This window comes from Archangium sp. (assembly GCF_045802675.1).
Lineage (GTDB): Bacteria > Myxococcota > Myxococcia > Myxococcales > Myxococcaceae > Archangium.
Map to the genome: position 1 here is coordinate 134,512 of NZ_JBJMQO010000076.1, position 14,780 is coordinate 149,291.

Below are 14,780 nucleotides of genomic sequence, written 5' to 3' on the forward strand. Positions count from 1 at the left end.
CTCGGGCTCAGGGCTCGAGCGGCCTGGTGGAGCTGTGGGTGGTCTCCGTGACCAGCGCGTGTTGCGCGGCCTCCAGGGCCTTCCAGTCCGCGGCCGCCTTTCCGTCCCAGGCCCGCTTCAGCTCCACCTCCAGGGTGCGCGCCGCCACGCTCACCGCGCCGAAGCCGTAGGAGCCCGCCGTGCCCGCCAGTTTGTGGGCGAGCTCGTAGGCATCTTCCAGCGCCTCGGCGCTCCCGGCCCGTGCCCGCTCCATCGCGGCCGTCAGCGCTCGCGCCTTCTCTCCGAGGCCCGCGCGGTATCTGGCGCACAGCGCCCGGAAGGTGGCGTCCAGGTCGTCATCGGCGCTCGTGCCCTGGGCCGGCGCCTCGGGCGGAGGGGGCCGCACCGCCAGCACCTGCTCCACCCAGTCGAGGAGATCCTGGGGCGCGTAGGGCTTGTGCAGCACGCGCGAGACCTTGAGCTCGCGGGTGAGCTGCTCGTGGCTCTCGAGGTCCTTCCAGAAGGCGGAGGCGAAGAGGATGGGCAGCGCCGGGTATTGCTGGCGCAGCTCCTGGATGAAGTCCGTCCCCGTCATTCCCGGCAGCAGCCCGTCCACGATGGCGGCATGCACCCGGATGCCCGACAGGAGGGTGCGCGCCTGCTTCACGTCGAGGGCCGGCTCCACCTCGTAGCCCTTGCCGCGCAGACAGACGGAGACGAGCTTCTGCAGGTCCCTGTCATCATCGAGGAAGAGAATCGTTCCGCGGCTCATGCTGTCTCCTTGTGCGTTTCCGGGTCCGCTTCCCGCCGGGACAGCAGGCCGTTGAGCAGGTCCCTCACGGAGGTCATCAGCTCCTCCTCGGAGGTGCGCGCCTTGGTGAGGTGGCGGGTGATGCCGAGCGTGAGCTGGGTCTGGTCCGTCGACGACAGGTCGCGCCCGGTGAAGACGATGAGGGGCGTGCCGCGGCCCTTGCCCTGGCGGAGGATGTCCACCACCTCGAAGCCATCCAGCCGGGGCAGGCCCACGTCCAGGACGATGAGATCCGGCGGCGTCGTGCGCGCCAGCGTCACCGCGCTCTCACCGTCCTCGGCCTCGTAGCAGGCCACCCCGCCGAGCCGCTCGAGCTGGGCGCGCAGCACCTGGCGCGTGGCCACGTCGTCATCCACGATGAGCACTCGCGCCTGGCCGGGGCGGCGCACGGCGTGGCGCATGGCCTGGAGGAAGCGCTTCTCGTCGACGGGCTTCACCATCCAGTCCACCAGCAGCGGCTGGACGACGCCCTCCTGCTCCGAGCGCCCCGCCAATATCAACACCGGCAGCTCCCGGGTGCGTGGCTCGTCGCGCAGCCGCCGCACGAAGTCCAGGCCGCTGCCCTCCATCCACTGCGCGTCCAGCACCAGCACGTCCGGAGCGCCCACCTCGATGAGCTTCTCCGCCTCCTCCAGGGTGGGGCTGCGCAGCACGCGGTAGCCCTCCTGGGTGAGCAGGCCGCGCAAGAGGCCGGACAGCTCCGAGTCCGCCGTCACCGCGAGAATGGTGTAGCGCGACTCGTCCATGACGCGGGAGTTGGCGCCCGAGCCCACGCGCAGTGCCGGCAGCGAGAAGGTGAAGGTGGCCCCCTGGCCCGGCTCGCTGTGCACCTCGATGCGGCCGCCGTGCTGCTCGATGATGGCCTGGGAGATGGCCAGCCCCAGGCCGGTGCCGCCCTTGGAGCGCGTGTCCGAGCTGTCGAGCTGCTGGAACTTGCCGAACAGCCGGCTGCGCTTGTCCAGGGGGATGCCCGGCCCCTGGTCCACCACGGAGAAACGCACCTGGCCGCGCGCGTCCCGGGCGGCCCGCACCTCCACCTGGTGGTCCGGCGGGGAGAACTTGATGGCGTTGGAGACGAGGTTGGTGAGCACCTGGATGAGCCTGTCTCTATCCGCCCGCACCGGGCCCGCGCCCTCGGCCTGCGCGCGCAGCCGCACCCGCGCTGCGTCCGCCGTGACCTGCACGCCGGTGAAGGTGGCCTCGATGACCTCGGCCGTCTCCACCGGTTGCAGCTTCAGCTCCAGCTTGCCGGATTCAATCTTCTCCAGGTCGAGGATGTCGTTGATGAGGCGGATGAGGCGCTCGGTATTGGTGCGGGCGATGCGCACCATGTCCTGGGCCTGGGGAGGCAGCTCGCCGAGGATGCCGCCCTCCAGCAGGCCCAGCGAGCCGCGGATGGAGGTGAGGGGCGTGCGCAGCTCGTGGCTGACGGTGGAGACGAACTCGTTCTTCAGCCGCTCCACCTCCTTGCGCTCGGTGATGTCGCGCACGTACGAGGTGAAGCGCGCGGGGCCGTCGGTGCGCACGCGGAGCACGGTGAGCTCGGCGGGGAAGGTGGCCCCATCGGTGCGCAGGCAGGAGAGCTCCAGGCGGGTGGCGCGGCCGGGCTCGGCGTCGGCCCGGAGCGCGCGTGTCACCTTCTCGCGCAGCTCGGCGTTCACGGTGGCGGCCAGTCCCCGCGACAGGAATTCCCGGCCCAGCGCCTGGGCCCGCGGCAGCCGGAAGATGTGCTCCGCGGCGGGATTGAACTCCAGGATGCGGCCCGTCTCGTCCAGGGAGATGATGCCGTCGAGCGAGCCCTCCAGGATGGCGGCCTTGCGGGCCTCGCTCTCGCTCAGCTCCGCGTTGGCGGTGGAGAGGGCCGCGGTGCGCTCCACCACGCGCCGCTCCAGCTCCGCGTTGAGCGTGTCGAGCGCCTCGCCCGTGCGTGCCAGCCGCACCAGCACCGCCAGCACGAAGGCGACGAGCAGCAGCGAGAAGGCGAAGAGGATGATGCGGAAGTGCTCGGTGCTCGCCAGGGCGCTTTCGTAGAGCTGGAGGTAGGTGGTGATGAGCCGCTCGGCCTCGGGGCTGGCGCGGCGCTCCTGTAGGCGCTGGGGCGTGGCGTCGACGCCCTTCTCCTGGGTGAGCAGCGCCCGGGCCCGCGTCTCCAGCTCCGTGCGCGCCGCCTCCAGCTCCGGCTTGCCCGCCGTCAGCACCGCGAGCGAGGCGAAGGCCTCTTCCATCCGCGCCGCGCTGCCGGCGTCCACGCTGGCCAGCACTGCGTCCGCGAGGGCCCGGGCCCGGCCGCGAGGCTCACCCGGGGGCAGCAGGTTCATCAGCGTCGAGGCCCGCTGCCCGAAGTCCGCCCAGGTCTCGGCCCGCCCTGCCTCCTGCTCCAGGAGGCGTGAGAGCAACAGCTCCTCGTCCACCAACGCGCGGACATAGGAGTCCAGCACCGCGCTCAGCTCCCGTTGCCCCTGGGCGGGCAACAGACTCGGGAAGTCTCGCAGCTCCGTGGCCTTCAGGCGCAACGCGGCCAGCTTTTCCGGCGAGGAGTCCAGCGCGTCCGTCGAGCCCGGGTGGAGCTGGGGGATGGCCTGTTCCAGCTCGGCGCTCTGGATGCGCAGCTGGCGCAACCGGGTCCGGTAGGTGTCATGCTCGGCGGCCCGCATCGGGCGGCCCAGCGCGAAGAGCACGCACAGGAGCGCGAGCGCCCCCACCGCGAGCACCACGGAGCGTTTGGAGAGACGGGTCTTCACGGCACCCTCAGGTGGACGGCAGCAGCCGTTTGATGTCCGCGGGCAGCGTCATGGGGTCAAACGGCTTGCCGATGACGCCCACGGCGCCCAGCTCGAGGTAGCGCGCCACCTCCTGCTTCTGCACCTTGGCCGTCATGAAGATGACGGGCGTCTTGGCGGTGGCCTCCTGGGCGCGCAGTTGGCCCAGGGTGGTGGGCCCGTCCATGCCTGGCATCATCACGTCCAGGAGGATGAGGTCCGGCCGCTCGGCGGCGGCCTTGCTCAAGGCCTCGGCACCGGAGGCGGCGAGCACCGTCTGCCAACCGCCCACGCGGCTGAGGCTCAGGTTGCCGATGGTGCGGATGTCGTCCTCGTCGTCCACGAGCATCACCTTGCGAATCGTCATGGAGTCTCCGGGTGGGGTGGGGGAAGGGCGAGGCACTCGGGCAGCTCCACCCGGAAGGTGGTGCCGGAGGAGGCGGTGGTGACGAAGTCCAGCGAGCCGCCCATGCGCTCCACCAGCCCGCGTGCGATGGAGAGCCCCAGGCCGGTGCCGCCCTTGCGCCGGGTGTCGGAGCCATCCGCCTGGGCGAACTTCTCGAAGATGCGCTCGCGGAAGGCCTCGGGGATGCCCGGCCCCCGGTCCTGAACGCTCACGCACAGCCGGCCGTCCTCCCGCTCCAGCCGCAGCGTCACGCGCTCGCCGCGCGGGGAGAACTTGAGCGCGTTGGACAGCAGGTTGGCCAGCACCTGGAGGAAGCGGTCTCCGTCCACCATCGCCCACGCGTCCGTGGCCTTCACCTCCAGCTCCACGCGGGCGCCGCACTCCTGCGCGTAGCCGTGGTGGGCCTCGGCGGCCTGGGAGAGCAGCGCCCCCAGCTCCTGGGGCTCGATGTGGAAATCGAGCTTCCCGGACTCCATCTTCTCCAGGTCCAGGATGTCGTTGATGAGGCGGATGAGGCGCTCGCTGTTCTTGTGCGCGATGCCAATCATGTCCGCCGCCTCCGAGGGCAGCGGCCCGGCCACTCCGCCCGACAGCAGGCCCAGCGCTCCGCGGATGGAGGTGAGGGGCGTGCGCAGCTCGTGGCTGACGGTGGAGACGAACTCGCTCTTCATCCGCTCCACCTGACGGCGCTCGGCCTCCAGGCGCTTCTGCTCGGTGACGTCGCGCGCCACGCCGTAGAGGATGCCCTCGGCCGGGTTGACGGTGGCGTTCCACTGCAGCCAGTGCCAGGAGCCGTCCCGGGCGCGGCAGCGGTGCTCGAACCACGGGAGGAGCTCGCCCCGGGCGCCCCGCTCCAGCCACGCGGCGGTGGCGAGCCGGTCCTCCTCGTGGACGAGCTGGAGCAGGGGCGTGGCGAGCAATTCCCGCTCGGAGTAGCCGAGTGTCCGGGACCAGGCCTGGCTGAGCTGGCGCAAGGTGCCGTCCAGCCCGGCGATGCAGAGCATGTCCACGGACAGCGCGAAGAAGCGCTCCTGGCGGGCCAGCGCGATGCGCGCCTCCCGGAGCGTGAGGGCGTTGAGCTCCACCTCCACCCACGCGGCCAGGTCCTCGAGCTGCTGGCGCTCCTCGTCGCTGAAGTCACGCGCCCGGCGGTCGAGCAGACACAGCGTCCCCACGGGGCTGCCGTCCACGGCGAGCAGGGGGTGGCCCGCGTAGAAGCGCACGCGGGGCTCGCCGGTGACGAGCGGGTTGTCGGCGAAGCGCTGGTCCTTCAGCGCATCCCGCACCACGAAGGTGTCCGGCTTGAGGATGGCGTGGCCGCAGAAGGAGACGCTGCGATCCGTGGAGGGCACGCTCAGTCCCACCCGCGCCTTGAACCACTGCCGGGACTCGTCCACCAGGGACACGAGGGTGATGGGGACGCGGAACATCCGCGCGGCCATCCGGACGATGCGGTCGAAGCGCTCCTCGGCCGGGGTGTCCAGCAGGCCCAGACGCCGCAAGGCGAGCAGGCGCCTCGGTTCGTCGGGCGGCAGGGGAGGTGGAATCATTCGGGGGGCTCGGGCGGGGCGGACGGAGAGTGCTAGCGCATCCGGACGGGTGTTGGCGAGGGCACCCGGCCGTGGGCTCCCTCCACCCCGGCGGCTCCCAGGGCCACCAGGGGAGCACGCGCCGGCCCGGGGGCGCGCCTTCAGAAGCGCGACAGGGCGAGGAACGTCTTCATCTTCTCGTTCGTCTCGCGCAGGCGCACGGAGAGGGTCCGCACGAAGGACCACAGCAGCACATACGCCAGGTCCTTGTCCGTGAACATCAGGTGATCCAGCTGCTCGCGCTCGATGACCCAGAGGGTGCACGAGGTGTGCGCGAAGGCATCGGCCGAGCGGGGGATGTCCTCGATGACGGACATCTCCCCGAAATATTGGCCCTTTTCCAGGATGGCGAGCGCCTCCTCGCCCATGCCGGGCACCTGCTGGGAGATGCGGACCTTGCCCTCCAGGATGATGAACATCTCCCGGCCGGCATCCCCCTCGCGGAACAGGCAGGCGCCCGCTTCGTAGCCCCGGGGCCGGGCGATCGCCGCGACGCGGTGCAACTGACTTTGGGTGAGGCCCTCGAAGAGCGCAACCTTCTTGAGGAGCGAGGCATCCATGTGGCGCCAGTTCGTACCACGACCTGGAGGGCTCTGGTACGGTGGCGCCCCATCTTTCGAGACACACAGGAGCGAAGACCCGTGGCGGACAAGATCAACAAGGTGACCATCATCGGCTCGGGGCCCGCGGGCTACACCGCGGCCATCTATGCCGCTCGCGCCAACCTGGAGCCGGTCATGTTCGCCGGAGGCCCCACCCTGGATGACCCGCAGCGGGTTCCGGGCGGCCAGCTCATGGTCACCACCGACGTGGAGAACTACCCCGGCTTCCCCGAGGCCGTCACGGGCCCGGAGCTCATGGAGCGCTTCCAGAAGCAGGCCGAGCGCTTCGGCACCGTCATCCACATGGAGAACGTGGTGAAGCTGGACCTCTCCAAGCGCCCCTTCTTCATCCAGGGCGAGAGCGCGAGCTGCTACTCGGAGACGATCATCATCGCCACGGGTGCGAGCGCGAAGTGGCTGGGAGTGAAGGGCGAGGACCAGTACAAGAACCGGGGCGTGTCCGCGTGCGCCACCTGTGACGGCGCCTTCTTCAAGAACCAGGACGTGCTGGTGGTGGGCGGCGGCGACACCGCCATGGAGGAGGCCACCTACCTGGCGAAGATCGTCAAGAGCGTGACGGTGGTGCACCGGCGTGACTCGCTGCGCGCCTCGAAGGTGATGCAGGAGCGGGCGCTGAAGAACCCCAAAATCTCCTTCCTGTGGGACAGCGCCATCGACGAGGTGGTGGGCGACCAGCGGGGCATGTCGGGCGCGGTGGTGCGCAACCTGAAGACGGGCGACACGAAGCTGGTGGCGGCCACGGGCCTGTTCGTGGCCATCGGCCACACGCCCAACACGGGCCTCTTCCAGGGCGTGCTGGAGACGCACCAGGGCGGCTACCTCAAGACGGTGCCGGGCAGCACCCGCACCAACATCGAGGGCGTGTTCGCCTGCGGTGACGTGCAGGACAGCTACTACCGGCAGGCCATCACCGCGGCGGGCACGGGCTGCATGGCGGCCATCGACGCCGAGCGCTGGCTCATCGAGCACGGCGAGTAGGCCACCGCGCACCCAGGAGATTCGGGAAACCCCATGAGCAACAAGCGCAAGACGGTGGCGGTCCACGCGGGCTCGCAGATGAGCAGCAAGGCCCAGCCCGTGGTGCCGGCCATCCACGTGTCGGCGGTGAGCTACTTCGACAACAGCGACGAGCTGGACGCGGCGCTGGATGGCAAGGACTACGTCTACTCGCGCATCGCCGCCCCCAACGCGGCGCTGCTGGAGGAGGCGGTGGCGGCGATGGAGGGCACGGAGGCCTGCGTGGCCTACGCGAGCGGCATGGCCGCGCTCCGGGCCGTCTTCGACGCGCAGAACCTGAAGGCCGGCGACGTGGTGGTGATGCCGGCGGACGGCTACGGCGTCACCCGCTCGCTCTTCAAGAACCTGGCGGCGAGGACCGGGGCGCGCATCGAGGCGCTCATCCTCTCGGACGCCTCGGCACCCGAGCGCATCGTCGCGCTGCGCCCCAAGCTGGTGATGGCGGAGAGCGTCACCAACCCGCTGCTGCGCGTGCCGGACCTCCGGGCGCTGTCGCGGGCGTGCCGCGAGGTGGGGGCGGCGCTGGCGGTGGACGGCACGTTCCCCTCGCCGTACGGGCAGCGCGCGTGCGAGCTGGGTGCGGACTACGCCATCCAGTCCACGACGAAGTGGCTCAACGGGCACAGCGACGCGCTGGGCGGCACGGTGAGCGGGACGCGCGAGAAGCTGGCGGCGCTCAAGGCCGCGCGCCTGTTCAACGGTGACGTGCTCGGGCCCTTCGAGGCGTGGCTGACGCTGCGCGGGGTGCGCACGCTGCCGGTGCGCATGAAGGCCCATTGCGAGCACGCCGCGCACGTGGCGAAGCGGCTCTCCGAGTCCTCGCTCATCGAGCGCGTCCACTACCCGGGCCTGCCGGGCCACCCGGATTACCAGGTGGCGACGCAGGTGCTCGAGGGCGGCTTCGGCGGCATGGTGGCCTTTGATATTCGTGGCGCGGGCCGGCCGGACTGCTTCCGCTTCCTGGAGGCGGTGAAGCTGGCGAGGGCGGCGCCGTCGCTCGGGGACGTGTGCACGCTGGTGATGCACGCGGCCAGCGCGAGCGCCCGCCGGATGACCCCCGAGGAGCGGCAGGCGGCCGGCATCGGCGAGAGCCTCATCCGCGTCTCGGTGGGCCTGGAGGATCCGGATGACATCGCGGACGACCTGATCGCCGCGGTGGCGGAGGCGATGAAGCGGTGAAGATGGTCGACGTGGGAGGGAAGGAGAAGACCGAGCGCGTGGCGGTGGCCACCGCTCGGCTGCGCATGCTTCCCGCGACGCTCGAGCGGATTCTGCAGGGGAAGGTGGAGAAGGGGGATGTGCTGGCCGCGGCCCGGCTCGCGGGCGTGATGGCGGCCAAGCGGACCCCGGACATCGTTCCCCTGTGCCATCCCATCGCGCTGTCCGGCGTGGAGGTGCACCTGGAGCCGCGGAAGGACGCGCTGGAGATCCGCGTCACGGTGCGCACGGTGGACCGCACGGGCGTGGAGATGGAGGCGCTCACGGCGGCGTGCGCGTCGGCGCTCACGGTCTACGATATGTGCAAGAGCGTGGACCGAGGCATGGTGATGGAGGCCGTGCAGCTGGAGCACAAGTCCGGCGGCCGCTCCGGCACCTGGGACCGCGAGGAGAGCGCCGGGAAGCAGTCTGTGAAGCCGTCCGGGACGCGCTCGCGCCGCAAGACCACGCGCACGGCGGGCAGGTAGTTTTCGCTCCGAGGGGAGTCCGAGGTCCTTTCATGAGGACCCGGACTCCTCCTCGTCCTCGGAATCATCCTTCCATTCATCCGAGTTCAGCTCCTCCGGGAGTGGTGCGATCATGAGTCGCAGCCGCCCTGTGACCTCGACGGCCATGTAGCCCTTGCCTGCGATCTTCAAGCGTTCTCTGTCTTTGGCCGTTCCACTGGCAAGCCATTGGAGCGCTTCCTCGCGCGTCGCGAACTCATGATCCACCTCGATCGTGAAGTTGGTGTCGACGCAGCTCTTGCGGAATTTCTTGAAGTCCTCCTCTTTTTGGTTGCGATGGATGTAGAGCAAAGCGAGCTGTGCGAGTTCGGCTGCATCCCTCTCTTTCGTGCCCTTCGCATTCTGCTCGATGATTGGAGTCAGAGCAGAGAGCATGGCTTCTAAATCGAAATCTGGAATGTCTGCCATATTGTCACCAAGTCTGTTGAATTTCTATTGGTCCTGACTCCGAGAGGACCCAGGGTCCTTTCATGAGGATCCGGACTCTTCCTCGTCCTCGGAATCATCCTTCCAGTCATCCGAATTCAGTTCTTCCGGAAGCGGTCTGTCGATGAAGGTCATCCGTCCTGGCAATTGAACGGTCAGGAAGCCCTTGCCAGCGATCTTGACGTGCTCTCTGTCCTTGGCCGCTCCACTGGCAAGCCATTTGTCCGCTTCCTCGCGCGTTGCGAACTCATGAGCAACTTCGATTTTGAATGAAGTATCGAAGCAATGTTTGTAAAACTCCTTGAACTCATCCCTCTTCCTGGCGTGATGGATGTAGAGCAATGCAATCTGTGCGAGTTCGGTTGCATCCCTCTCCTTCGATCTCTCTGGATACTTATCGAGGACGGAACCTAGAACGCCGAGCATGTCTTCTAGATCGAAGTCTGGAATGTAGGCCATGTTGTCACCAATCAATGGGGAACGGATTACAGGGGAGCCAGAACGAGCGCGCCCCCCATGACGACAATGACGTAGGGGGTGGCAGCCACGGCCGCAACGATGACGACGGTTCCAATCGCTACCTCGGCCTTGTGCTCCTTGATCCAGTCGAGCGCGGCATCCATGGTTGGGAAATGAAGCTCCTTCTTTTGTGATTCCTGTCGCTCCAGTTCCGCCTGCTCATCGACGCACTTGTCGAATTCTTCGCGGCATAGCGTGGTGCAGTATTCATGATGTACGCCGGAGCCCTTTGGGATGGTCGAAATCTTGGGTTTCCGTCTCCAGCACTTGTTGAAACACTGCTTTTGAAGTTCGCCGCAATAGGCCTCGGCGCCAGCGCCGCCCGTTCCGCTCTCGACGTTGGAACTCACTCCACTCGCGTCCTCGTCGATGACGTAGATTCGTCGCTCCGGTGGCTGCGTGTGGGCGCATCCGGCGCTGGACAGCGCCACAGCCGTGAGCAGAACCATCCAGTTCGTCAGCGCTGCTGACTTCATGCTCATTCCCTCGGGCTGTGCGGCCTCGCCTGTCCGCGCTCTTGTCCGAGGGTACCAGCGCTTCCGTCCGACGCTCCTGGGCGACGCATGGCTCTGTTGAGGGCAGTGTGCAGGACCCCGCACTCCGGGGCGCTGAGCCTCCCGCGGCTGCGGTCATCACGTCACGCTCTCGCCTTCACGTTGGACGCCAGTCACATGGCTGTTTGCGCTGTTTTCCTCGAGCGGTGTGGAACCGCCCCGCACGAACCCGGAGCCGAACAGATCCATGAAGCGCTATTTCTCCGAGCGCTCGCACATGGGCGTGTTCGGCCGGGCCTTCGACAAGGGCGACCCGCTCGTGCGTCACGGCAAGGTCGCCCGCTACGGGTCTCGTATCCAGCAGAGCCCACCGCCCAGCGGGTGCCCGGCGAGCTGCGCCAGGGCCCGCGCCACCTCGGTGGACGGTAGGCCGCGCTGTCTCTACCGCAGCCCCGCGTCCAGCGAGTCCCCGCCGAGCATCGAGGGCGGCATGAGCCCGCCGCCGAATCCCGCGTCCGTCGTGTCGAAGGGCGAGGGATACGTCCCCGTCGCGCCGGAGCCTCCGACGCCGGCATCCGTGCCCGTCAGCCCGGTGTCATAGGGCGAGGGCTGCATGCTCCCCGGGCCGGGCGAGACTCCCGGTGTCGTCTGGGTGGTCGAGCCGGTGCTGGGATCGAACTGCGCGTTCGCCACCGCCAGCGTCAGCATCGAGGCGCTCACCACCGCGCCGGCCAGCATGAGCCGCGTCTTCATGTTCAGGACCATGTGCCGCCTCCTGCCGAGTCCACAGCGACACGAAAGTGGACATGTGGGTGCTCGCGGTGCAGCGGACCCCGTCCCCCCTGTCCGCACACCAGGCGTGCGGCTCCCACCCCGCCAAGGCCCTGAAATCGCTTCCGGACGTCCCCTCCGAGGGGGCGTTGGAGCTCTTTTCGACGCTTTCACCTTGACGCCTCGCGTTGGTTCAATGCATTTACCGACCGGTCGGTAGGTCATCCGGGGAGCATCCGGGCGGCCACCAGGAGGACACGCGATGCATTCGGGTCGGAGACAGGACGAGGGCGAGCGCTACCGGGCCATCCTCGAGACGGCCGCGCGCCTCATCTGCGAGCGCGGCTACGAGGGCACCTCGATGCAGGAGATCGCCGCCGCGTGCCGGATGACGAAGGCGGGGCTCTACCACCACGTGCAGAACAAGGAGCAGCTGCTCTTCGACATCATGAGCTACGGGATGGACGCCTTCGAGCAGCAGGTGCTCGACAAGGTGCGCGACAACCCGGACCCCGTCGAGCGGCTGCGCGAGTGCATGCGCCTCAACATCCACCTGGTGACGGGCGGGTGCAGCAAGGAGGTCATCATCATCCTCCACGAGCACGCCACGCTCACCGGCGAGGCCCGCGCCTTCATCGACGGCCGCAAGAAGCGCTACGTCCGGTTCCTCGAGGACTCGTTCTCCGAGGCCGTCCGCCTCGGGCGCATCCGCTCCGTGCAGCCCACCGTCGCCGCGTTCTCGTTCCTCGGCATGGTGCTGTGGATCTACAAGTGGTTCCAGCCCGACGGGCGGCTCTCGGCCGAGCAGGTCGCCAACGAGATGGTGGAGCTGCTCTTCGCGGGGCTCGTCACTCCGGCGGTGGCCGGCGCGAGCGCGGAGGGTGCTCCCGTGCTGTCCATCGTCCCCCCCACGGCGGCGGGAGGGGCGTCATGAGGCCGGGGCGCTGGGGCTCGGTGTCCGAGCTGGTGGCCTCCATTCCCGATGGGGCCTCGCTGGCCACCGGTGGGTTCATGCTGGGCCGCGCGCCCATGGCACTGGTGCTCGAGCTCATTGCCCAGGGCCGGAAGAACCTCCAGCTCATCTCGCTGCCCAATCCGCTGCCCGCCGAGTTCCTCGTCGCGGGGGGCTGCCTGTCGCGGGTGGAGCTGCCCTTCGGCGCGCTGAGCCTGGAGGGCCGGGTGCGTCCCATGCCCTGCCTCAAGCGGGCCATCGAGCAGGGGCTCATCGCCTGGCGCGAGCACGACGGGTACCGCGTCGTGCAGCGGCTGCGCGCGGCGTCCATGGGGCTGCCCTTCATCCCCGCGCCCGACGTGGACGTGTCCGAGCTCGCCGAGGCCGAGCCGCTCTCGTACGTCGCCGACCCGTATACCGGGCAGCGGGTGCCGGTGGAGCCGGCCTTCTATCCGGACGTGGCGCTCATCCACGCACGCGCGGCGGACGAGCGGGGCAACCTCTTCATCGAGGACCCCACCACGGATCTGCTGGTGGCCGGTGCGGCCCGCCGCGTGCTCGCGACGGCCGAGGAGCGCGTGTCCCGGCTCCCCCGCGTCACCATTCCCGGCTTCCAGGTGGAGCGCGTGGCGCTCGCGCGCGGAGGGGCGCTGCCCACGGGCTGCACCGGGCTGTATCCGCATGACGACGCGATGCTCGCGGCCTACCTCGCGCTGGCCGAGGCCGGGCGGGAGGCGGAGTTCCTCGATTCCCTCCTCCGGACCCGGAGCGCGGCATGAACACCGAATCGTCCGTGACGCCCGCGGAGCTCGTCGTCTCGCTGCTCGCCCGGGAAATCGAGGATGGCGAGGTGGTGGCCACCGGGGTCGCCTCGCCGCTGGCCATCCTCGCCATCGCCGTGGCTCGCGCCACGCACGCGCCCGGGCTGACGTACCTGGCGTGCGTCGGCTCGTTGGATCCGGACCTCCCCAGCCTGTACCCCTCGTCCGAGGACCTCGGCTACCTGGAGGGACGCTCGGCGGAGGTCACCATTCCGGACCTCTTCGACCACGCGCGGCGGGGCCGGGTGGACACCGTCTTCTTCGGGGCCGCCGAGGTGGATGCCCGGGGACGCACGAACATGACGGCCTCGGGCAGCCTGGAGCGGCCGCGCAGCAAGTTCCCCGGTGTGGCGGGAGCGTCCACGCTGCGGCAGTGGGTGCGCCGGCCCGTGCTGGTGGTGCCTCGCCAGTCGCGCCGCAACCTCGTGCCCGAGGTGCAGGTGGTGACCACGCGGGATGATCGCCGTCCGGTGAAGCTCATCTCCGACCTCGGGGTGTTCGAGCTCGGGGCGAGCGGCGCCCGGCTGCTCTCGCGTCACCCGTGGGCGTCGCTCGAGGACCTCGGCGAGCGCACGGGCTTCCCCTTCGAGGTGGAGGAGCCGCTGCCCGTCACCCCGGTGCCGGATGCGCGCACCGTGTCCGCCATCCGGGCAATCGATTCGCGCTGCCTCCGCGACCAGCTCGTGGGGGCCTGACACGGCATTCCCAGACACACCCCGTTTCAACCCCAGACATGTTGTGTTTTCCAGCCAGGGAGTCCCCGGATGAAGGCTGTCGTTCTGCGTGAATTTGGCGAGGCGAGCAACTTGCGGATGGAGTCCATGCCCGATCCCCGGCCGGGCCGGGGCGAGGTGCTCATCCGCGTCCACGCCTGTGGCGTCTGCTACCACGACGTCATCAACCGCCGGGGCAACCTGCCGCGCACCCACGTGCCGGCGGTGCTTGGCCACGAGGCCGCGGGCGAGGTGGTGGAGGTGGGCCCGGACACGCCGGGGTGGAAGGTGGGGGACCGCGTGGCCACACTGCAGCGGCTCTCGTGCGGGGAGTGCGCGCTGTGCAGGAGCGGCCGCAACAGCCTGTGCAAGAAGGACAACCGCTTCTTCGGCGAGGAGCTCTCCGGAGGCTACGCGCAGTACATGACGGCGCCGGTGGCGGGGCTGGGCCGGGTGCCCGAGGGCCTGTCCTGGCCGGTGGCCGCCACGGTGTGCTGCACGCTGGGCACCGCCGTCCACACGGTGAGGACTCGCGGGCGCGTGCGCGAGGGCGAGACGGTGCTCATCACCGGGGCCAGTGGCGGCGTGGGGCTCGCGGCGGTGCAGCTGGCGAAGCGGGACGGGGCGCGCGTGCTCGCGGTGACGTCGGGTGAGGCCAAGGTGGGGGCGCTGCGCGAGGCGGGCGCGGACGAGGTCATCGTCTCGCGCGGGCTGGACTTCGCCTCCGAGGCGCGCAGGCGCACGGGGGGCGAGGGCGTCAACGTGGCCATTGAAATCGTCGGCAGCGCCACCTTCGGGCAGACACTGAAGGCGATGGCGCCGGGCGGCCGGGTGGTGGTGGTGGGCAACCTGGAGACGGGCTCGGTGGAGCTCAACCCGGGCCTGGTCATCGTGAAGGAGCTGGAGATCCTCGGCGCCTACGCCACCACGCGTGAGGAGCTGGACGAGTCGCTCCGGCTGGTGGCCGACGGGTACATCCGCCCGTTCGTGGCGGAGAGCGTGCCGCTGGCCGAGGCGGGGCGAGCGCACTTCCGGCTGGAGAACCGCGAGGTGGCGGGCCGGCTGGTGCTGATTCCCCCCGAGTTGCAGTGAGCGCACCGCGCGCCGCGTCCACACCTCCGGCTGAGCAGGGAGCCACCCACCCAACCTGTCACGTTCGGGGCTCGGCCCCATCTT

The 14,780-nt window shown here is 69.5% G+C and carries 16 protein-coding genes; 7 read left to right on the forward strand and 9 right to left on the reverse strand.

Features of this window, described 5'->3' with window-relative positions; translation table 11 throughout:
• Positions 1-7: 7 nt before the first annotated feature.
• From ACJ8AN_RS20815 to ACJ8AN_RS20835, 5 genes are all read right to left on the reverse strand, one after another.
• Complete coding sequence (locus ACJ8AN_RS20815) at positions 8-751, reverse strand: response regulator (RefSeq protein ID WP_407757146.1); 744 nt, start codon at positions 749-751, stop codon at positions 8-10.
• Complete coding sequence (locus tag ACJ8AN_RS20820; RefSeq protein WP_407757147.1) at positions 748-3,531, reverse strand: ATP-binding protein; 2,784 nt, start codon at positions 3,529-3,531, stop codon at positions 748-750. Before ACJ8AN_RS20820 ends, ACJ8AN_RS20815 begins: the two co-directional genes overlap by 4 nt.
• Positions 3,532-3,538: 7 nt before the next feature.
• A complete protein-coding gene (locus tag ACJ8AN_RS20825; RefSeq protein ID WP_407757148.1) occupies positions 3,539-3,916 on the reverse strand; it encodes a response regulator in 378 nt (125 codons plus the stop codon).
• Positions 3,913-5,505, reverse strand: a complete 1,593-nt coding sequence (locus ACJ8AN_RS20830; protein WP_407757149.1) for an ATP-binding protein — start codon at positions 5,503-5,505, stop codon at positions 3,913-3,915. Before ACJ8AN_RS20830 ends, ACJ8AN_RS20825 begins: the two co-directional genes overlap by 4 nt.
• 140 nt (positions 5,506-5,645) lie before the next feature.
• Complete coding sequence (locus tag ACJ8AN_RS20835) at positions 5,646-6,104, reverse strand: cyclic nucleotide-binding domain-containing protein (RefSeq protein WP_407757150.1); 459 nt, start codon at positions 6,102-6,104, stop codon at positions 5,646-5,648.
• 81 nt (positions 6,105-6,185) lie between these two features.
• Between ACJ8AN_RS20835 and trxB the strand changes: the two genes are divergently transcribed.
• Genes trxB through moaC form a run of 3 tightly spaced genes read left to right on the forward strand, consistent with a single transcriptional unit; the run spans position 6,186 to position 8,869 of the window.
• Complete coding sequence (gene trxB, locus ACJ8AN_RS20840; RefSeq protein WP_407757151.1) at positions 6,186-7,145, forward strand: thioredoxin-disulfide reductase; 960 nt, start codon at positions 6,186-6,188, stop codon at positions 7,143-7,145.
• A 33-nt stretch (positions 7,146-7,178) separates the two neighbouring features.
• Positions 7,179-8,363 (forward strand): trans-sulfuration enzyme family protein, encoded by a 1,185-nt coding sequence (locus tag ACJ8AN_RS20845; protein WP_407757152.1) that lies wholly within the window; start codon positions 7,179-7,181, stop codon positions 8,361-8,363.
• Positions 8,360-8,869 (forward strand): cyclic pyranopterin monophosphate synthase MoaC, encoded by a 510-nt coding sequence (gene moaC, locus ACJ8AN_RS20850; RefSeq protein ID WP_407757153.1) that lies wholly within the window; start codon positions 8,360-8,362, stop codon positions 8,867-8,869. Before ACJ8AN_RS20845 ends, moaC begins: the two co-directional genes overlap by 4 nt.
• A 30-nt stretch (positions 8,870-8,899) precedes the next feature.
• Here the strand turns inward: moaC and ACJ8AN_RS20855 are convergent, their stop codons facing one another.
• The 4 genes from ACJ8AN_RS20855 to ACJ8AN_RS20870 all read right to left on the reverse strand — a co-directional run bounded on the left by ACJ8AN_RS20855 (position 8,900) and on the right by ACJ8AN_RS20870 (position 11,112).
• Positions 8,900-9,316, reverse strand: coding sequence for a hypothetical protein (locus ACJ8AN_RS20855; protein ID WP_407757154.1), 417 nt, complete (start codon positions 9,314-9,316; stop codon positions 8,900-8,902).
• A 60-nt stretch (positions 9,317-9,376) separates the two neighbouring features.
• Entirely contained in the window at positions 9,377-9,793 is a 417-nt protein-coding gene (locus tag ACJ8AN_RS20860) for a hypothetical protein (protein WP_407757155.1), read from the reverse strand.
• Positions 9,794-9,819: 26 nt separating this feature from the next.
• Positions 9,820-10,329: a hypothetical protein gene (locus ACJ8AN_RS20865; protein ID WP_407757156.1), complete on the reverse strand. Its 510-nt coding sequence runs from the start codon at positions 10,327-10,329 to the stop codon at positions 9,820-9,822.
• 459 nt (positions 10,330-10,788) lie between these two features.
• Complete coding sequence (locus ACJ8AN_RS20870) at positions 10,789-11,112, reverse strand: hypothetical protein (RefSeq protein ID WP_407757157.1); 324 nt, start codon at positions 11,110-11,112, stop codon at positions 10,789-10,791.
• A 268-nt stretch (positions 11,113-11,380) separates the two neighbouring features.
• Here ACJ8AN_RS20870 and ACJ8AN_RS20875 point away from each other — a divergent pair, with 268 nt between their 5' ends.
• The 4 genes from ACJ8AN_RS20875 to ACJ8AN_RS20890 all read left to right on the forward strand — a co-directional run bounded on the left by ACJ8AN_RS20875 (position 11,381) and on the right by ACJ8AN_RS20890 (position 14,696).
• Positions 11,381-12,052, forward strand: coding sequence for a TetR/AcrR family transcriptional regulator (locus ACJ8AN_RS20875; RefSeq protein WP_407757158.1), 672 nt, complete (start codon positions 11,381-11,383; stop codon positions 12,050-12,052).
• Entirely contained in the window at positions 12,049-12,849 is an 801-nt protein-coding gene (locus ACJ8AN_RS20880; RefSeq protein WP_407757159.1) for a CoA transferase subunit A, read from the forward strand. The genes ACJ8AN_RS20875 and ACJ8AN_RS20880 overlap by 4 nt, the downstream gene beginning before the upstream one ends.
• A complete protein-coding gene (locus tag ACJ8AN_RS20885; RefSeq protein WP_407757160.1) occupies positions 12,846-13,586 on the forward strand; it encodes a CoA-transferase subunit beta in 741 nt (246 codons plus the stop codon). The genes ACJ8AN_RS20880 and ACJ8AN_RS20885 overlap by 4 nt, the downstream gene beginning before the upstream one ends.
• A 69-nt stretch (positions 13,587-13,655) precedes the next feature.
• Positions 13,656-14,696 (forward strand): alcohol dehydrogenase catalytic domain-containing protein, encoded by a 1,041-nt coding sequence (locus ACJ8AN_RS20890; protein WP_407757161.1) that lies wholly within the window; start codon positions 13,656-13,658, stop codon positions 14,694-14,696.
• Positions 14,697-14,780: the final 84 nt, after the last annotated feature.

What these genes read in the sequence shown, in the direction of transcription:
- ACJ8AN_RS20835 (WP_407757150.1), bottom strand. Translation starts at nt 6,104, where the DNA reads ATGGATGCCTCGCTCCTCAAGAAGGTTGCGCTCTTCGAGGGCCTCACC.
- ACJ8AN_RS20870 (WP_407757157.1), bottom strand. Translation starts at nt 11,112, where the DNA reads ATGGTCCTGAACATGAAGACGCGGCTCATGCTGGCCGGCGCGGTGGTG.
- ACJ8AN_RS20875 (WP_407757158.1), top strand. Translation starts at nt 11,381, where the DNA reads ATGCATTCGGGTCGGAGACAGGACGAGGGCGAGCGCTACCGGGCCATC.
- ACJ8AN_RS20825 (WP_407757148.1), bottom strand. Translation starts at nt 3,916, where the DNA reads ATGACGATTCGCAAGGTGATGCTCGTGGACGACGAGGACGACATCCGC.
- ACJ8AN_RS20890 (WP_407757161.1), top strand. Translation starts at nt 13,656, where the DNA reads ATGAAGGCTGTCGTTCTGCGTGAATTTGGCGAGGCGAGCAACTTGCGG.
- ACJ8AN_RS20880 (WP_407757159.1), top strand. Translation starts at nt 12,049, where the DNA reads ATGAGGCCGGGGCGCTGGGGCTCGGTGTCCGAGCTGGTGGCCTCCATT.
- ACJ8AN_RS20830 (WP_407757149.1), bottom strand. Translation starts at nt 5,505, where the DNA reads ATGATTCCACCTCCCCTGCCGCCCGACGAACCGAGGCGCCTGCTCGCC.
- ACJ8AN_RS20865 (WP_407757156.1), bottom strand. Translation starts at nt 10,329, where the DNA reads ATGAAGTCAGCAGCGCTGACGAACTGGATGGTTCTGCTCACGGCTGTG.
- ACJ8AN_RS20845 (WP_407757152.1), top strand. Translation starts at nt 7,179, where the DNA reads ATGAGCAACAAGCGCAAGACGGTGGCGGTCCACGCGGGCTCGCAGATG.
- ACJ8AN_RS20855 (WP_407757154.1), bottom strand. Translation starts at nt 9,316, where the DNA reads ATGGCAGACATTCCAGATTTCGATTTAGAAGCCATGCTCTCTGCTCTG.
- ACJ8AN_RS20885 (WP_407757160.1), top strand. Translation starts at nt 12,846, where the DNA reads ATGAACACCGAATCGTCCGTGACGCCCGCGGAGCTCGTCGTCTCGCTG.
- ACJ8AN_RS20860 (WP_407757155.1), bottom strand. Translation starts at nt 9,793, where the DNA reads ATGGCCTACATTCCAGACTTCGATCTAGAAGACATGCTCGGCGTTCTA.
- ACJ8AN_RS20815 (WP_407757146.1), bottom strand. Translation starts at nt 751, where the DNA reads ATGAGCCGCGGAACGATTCTCTTCCTCGATGATGACAGGGACCTGCAG.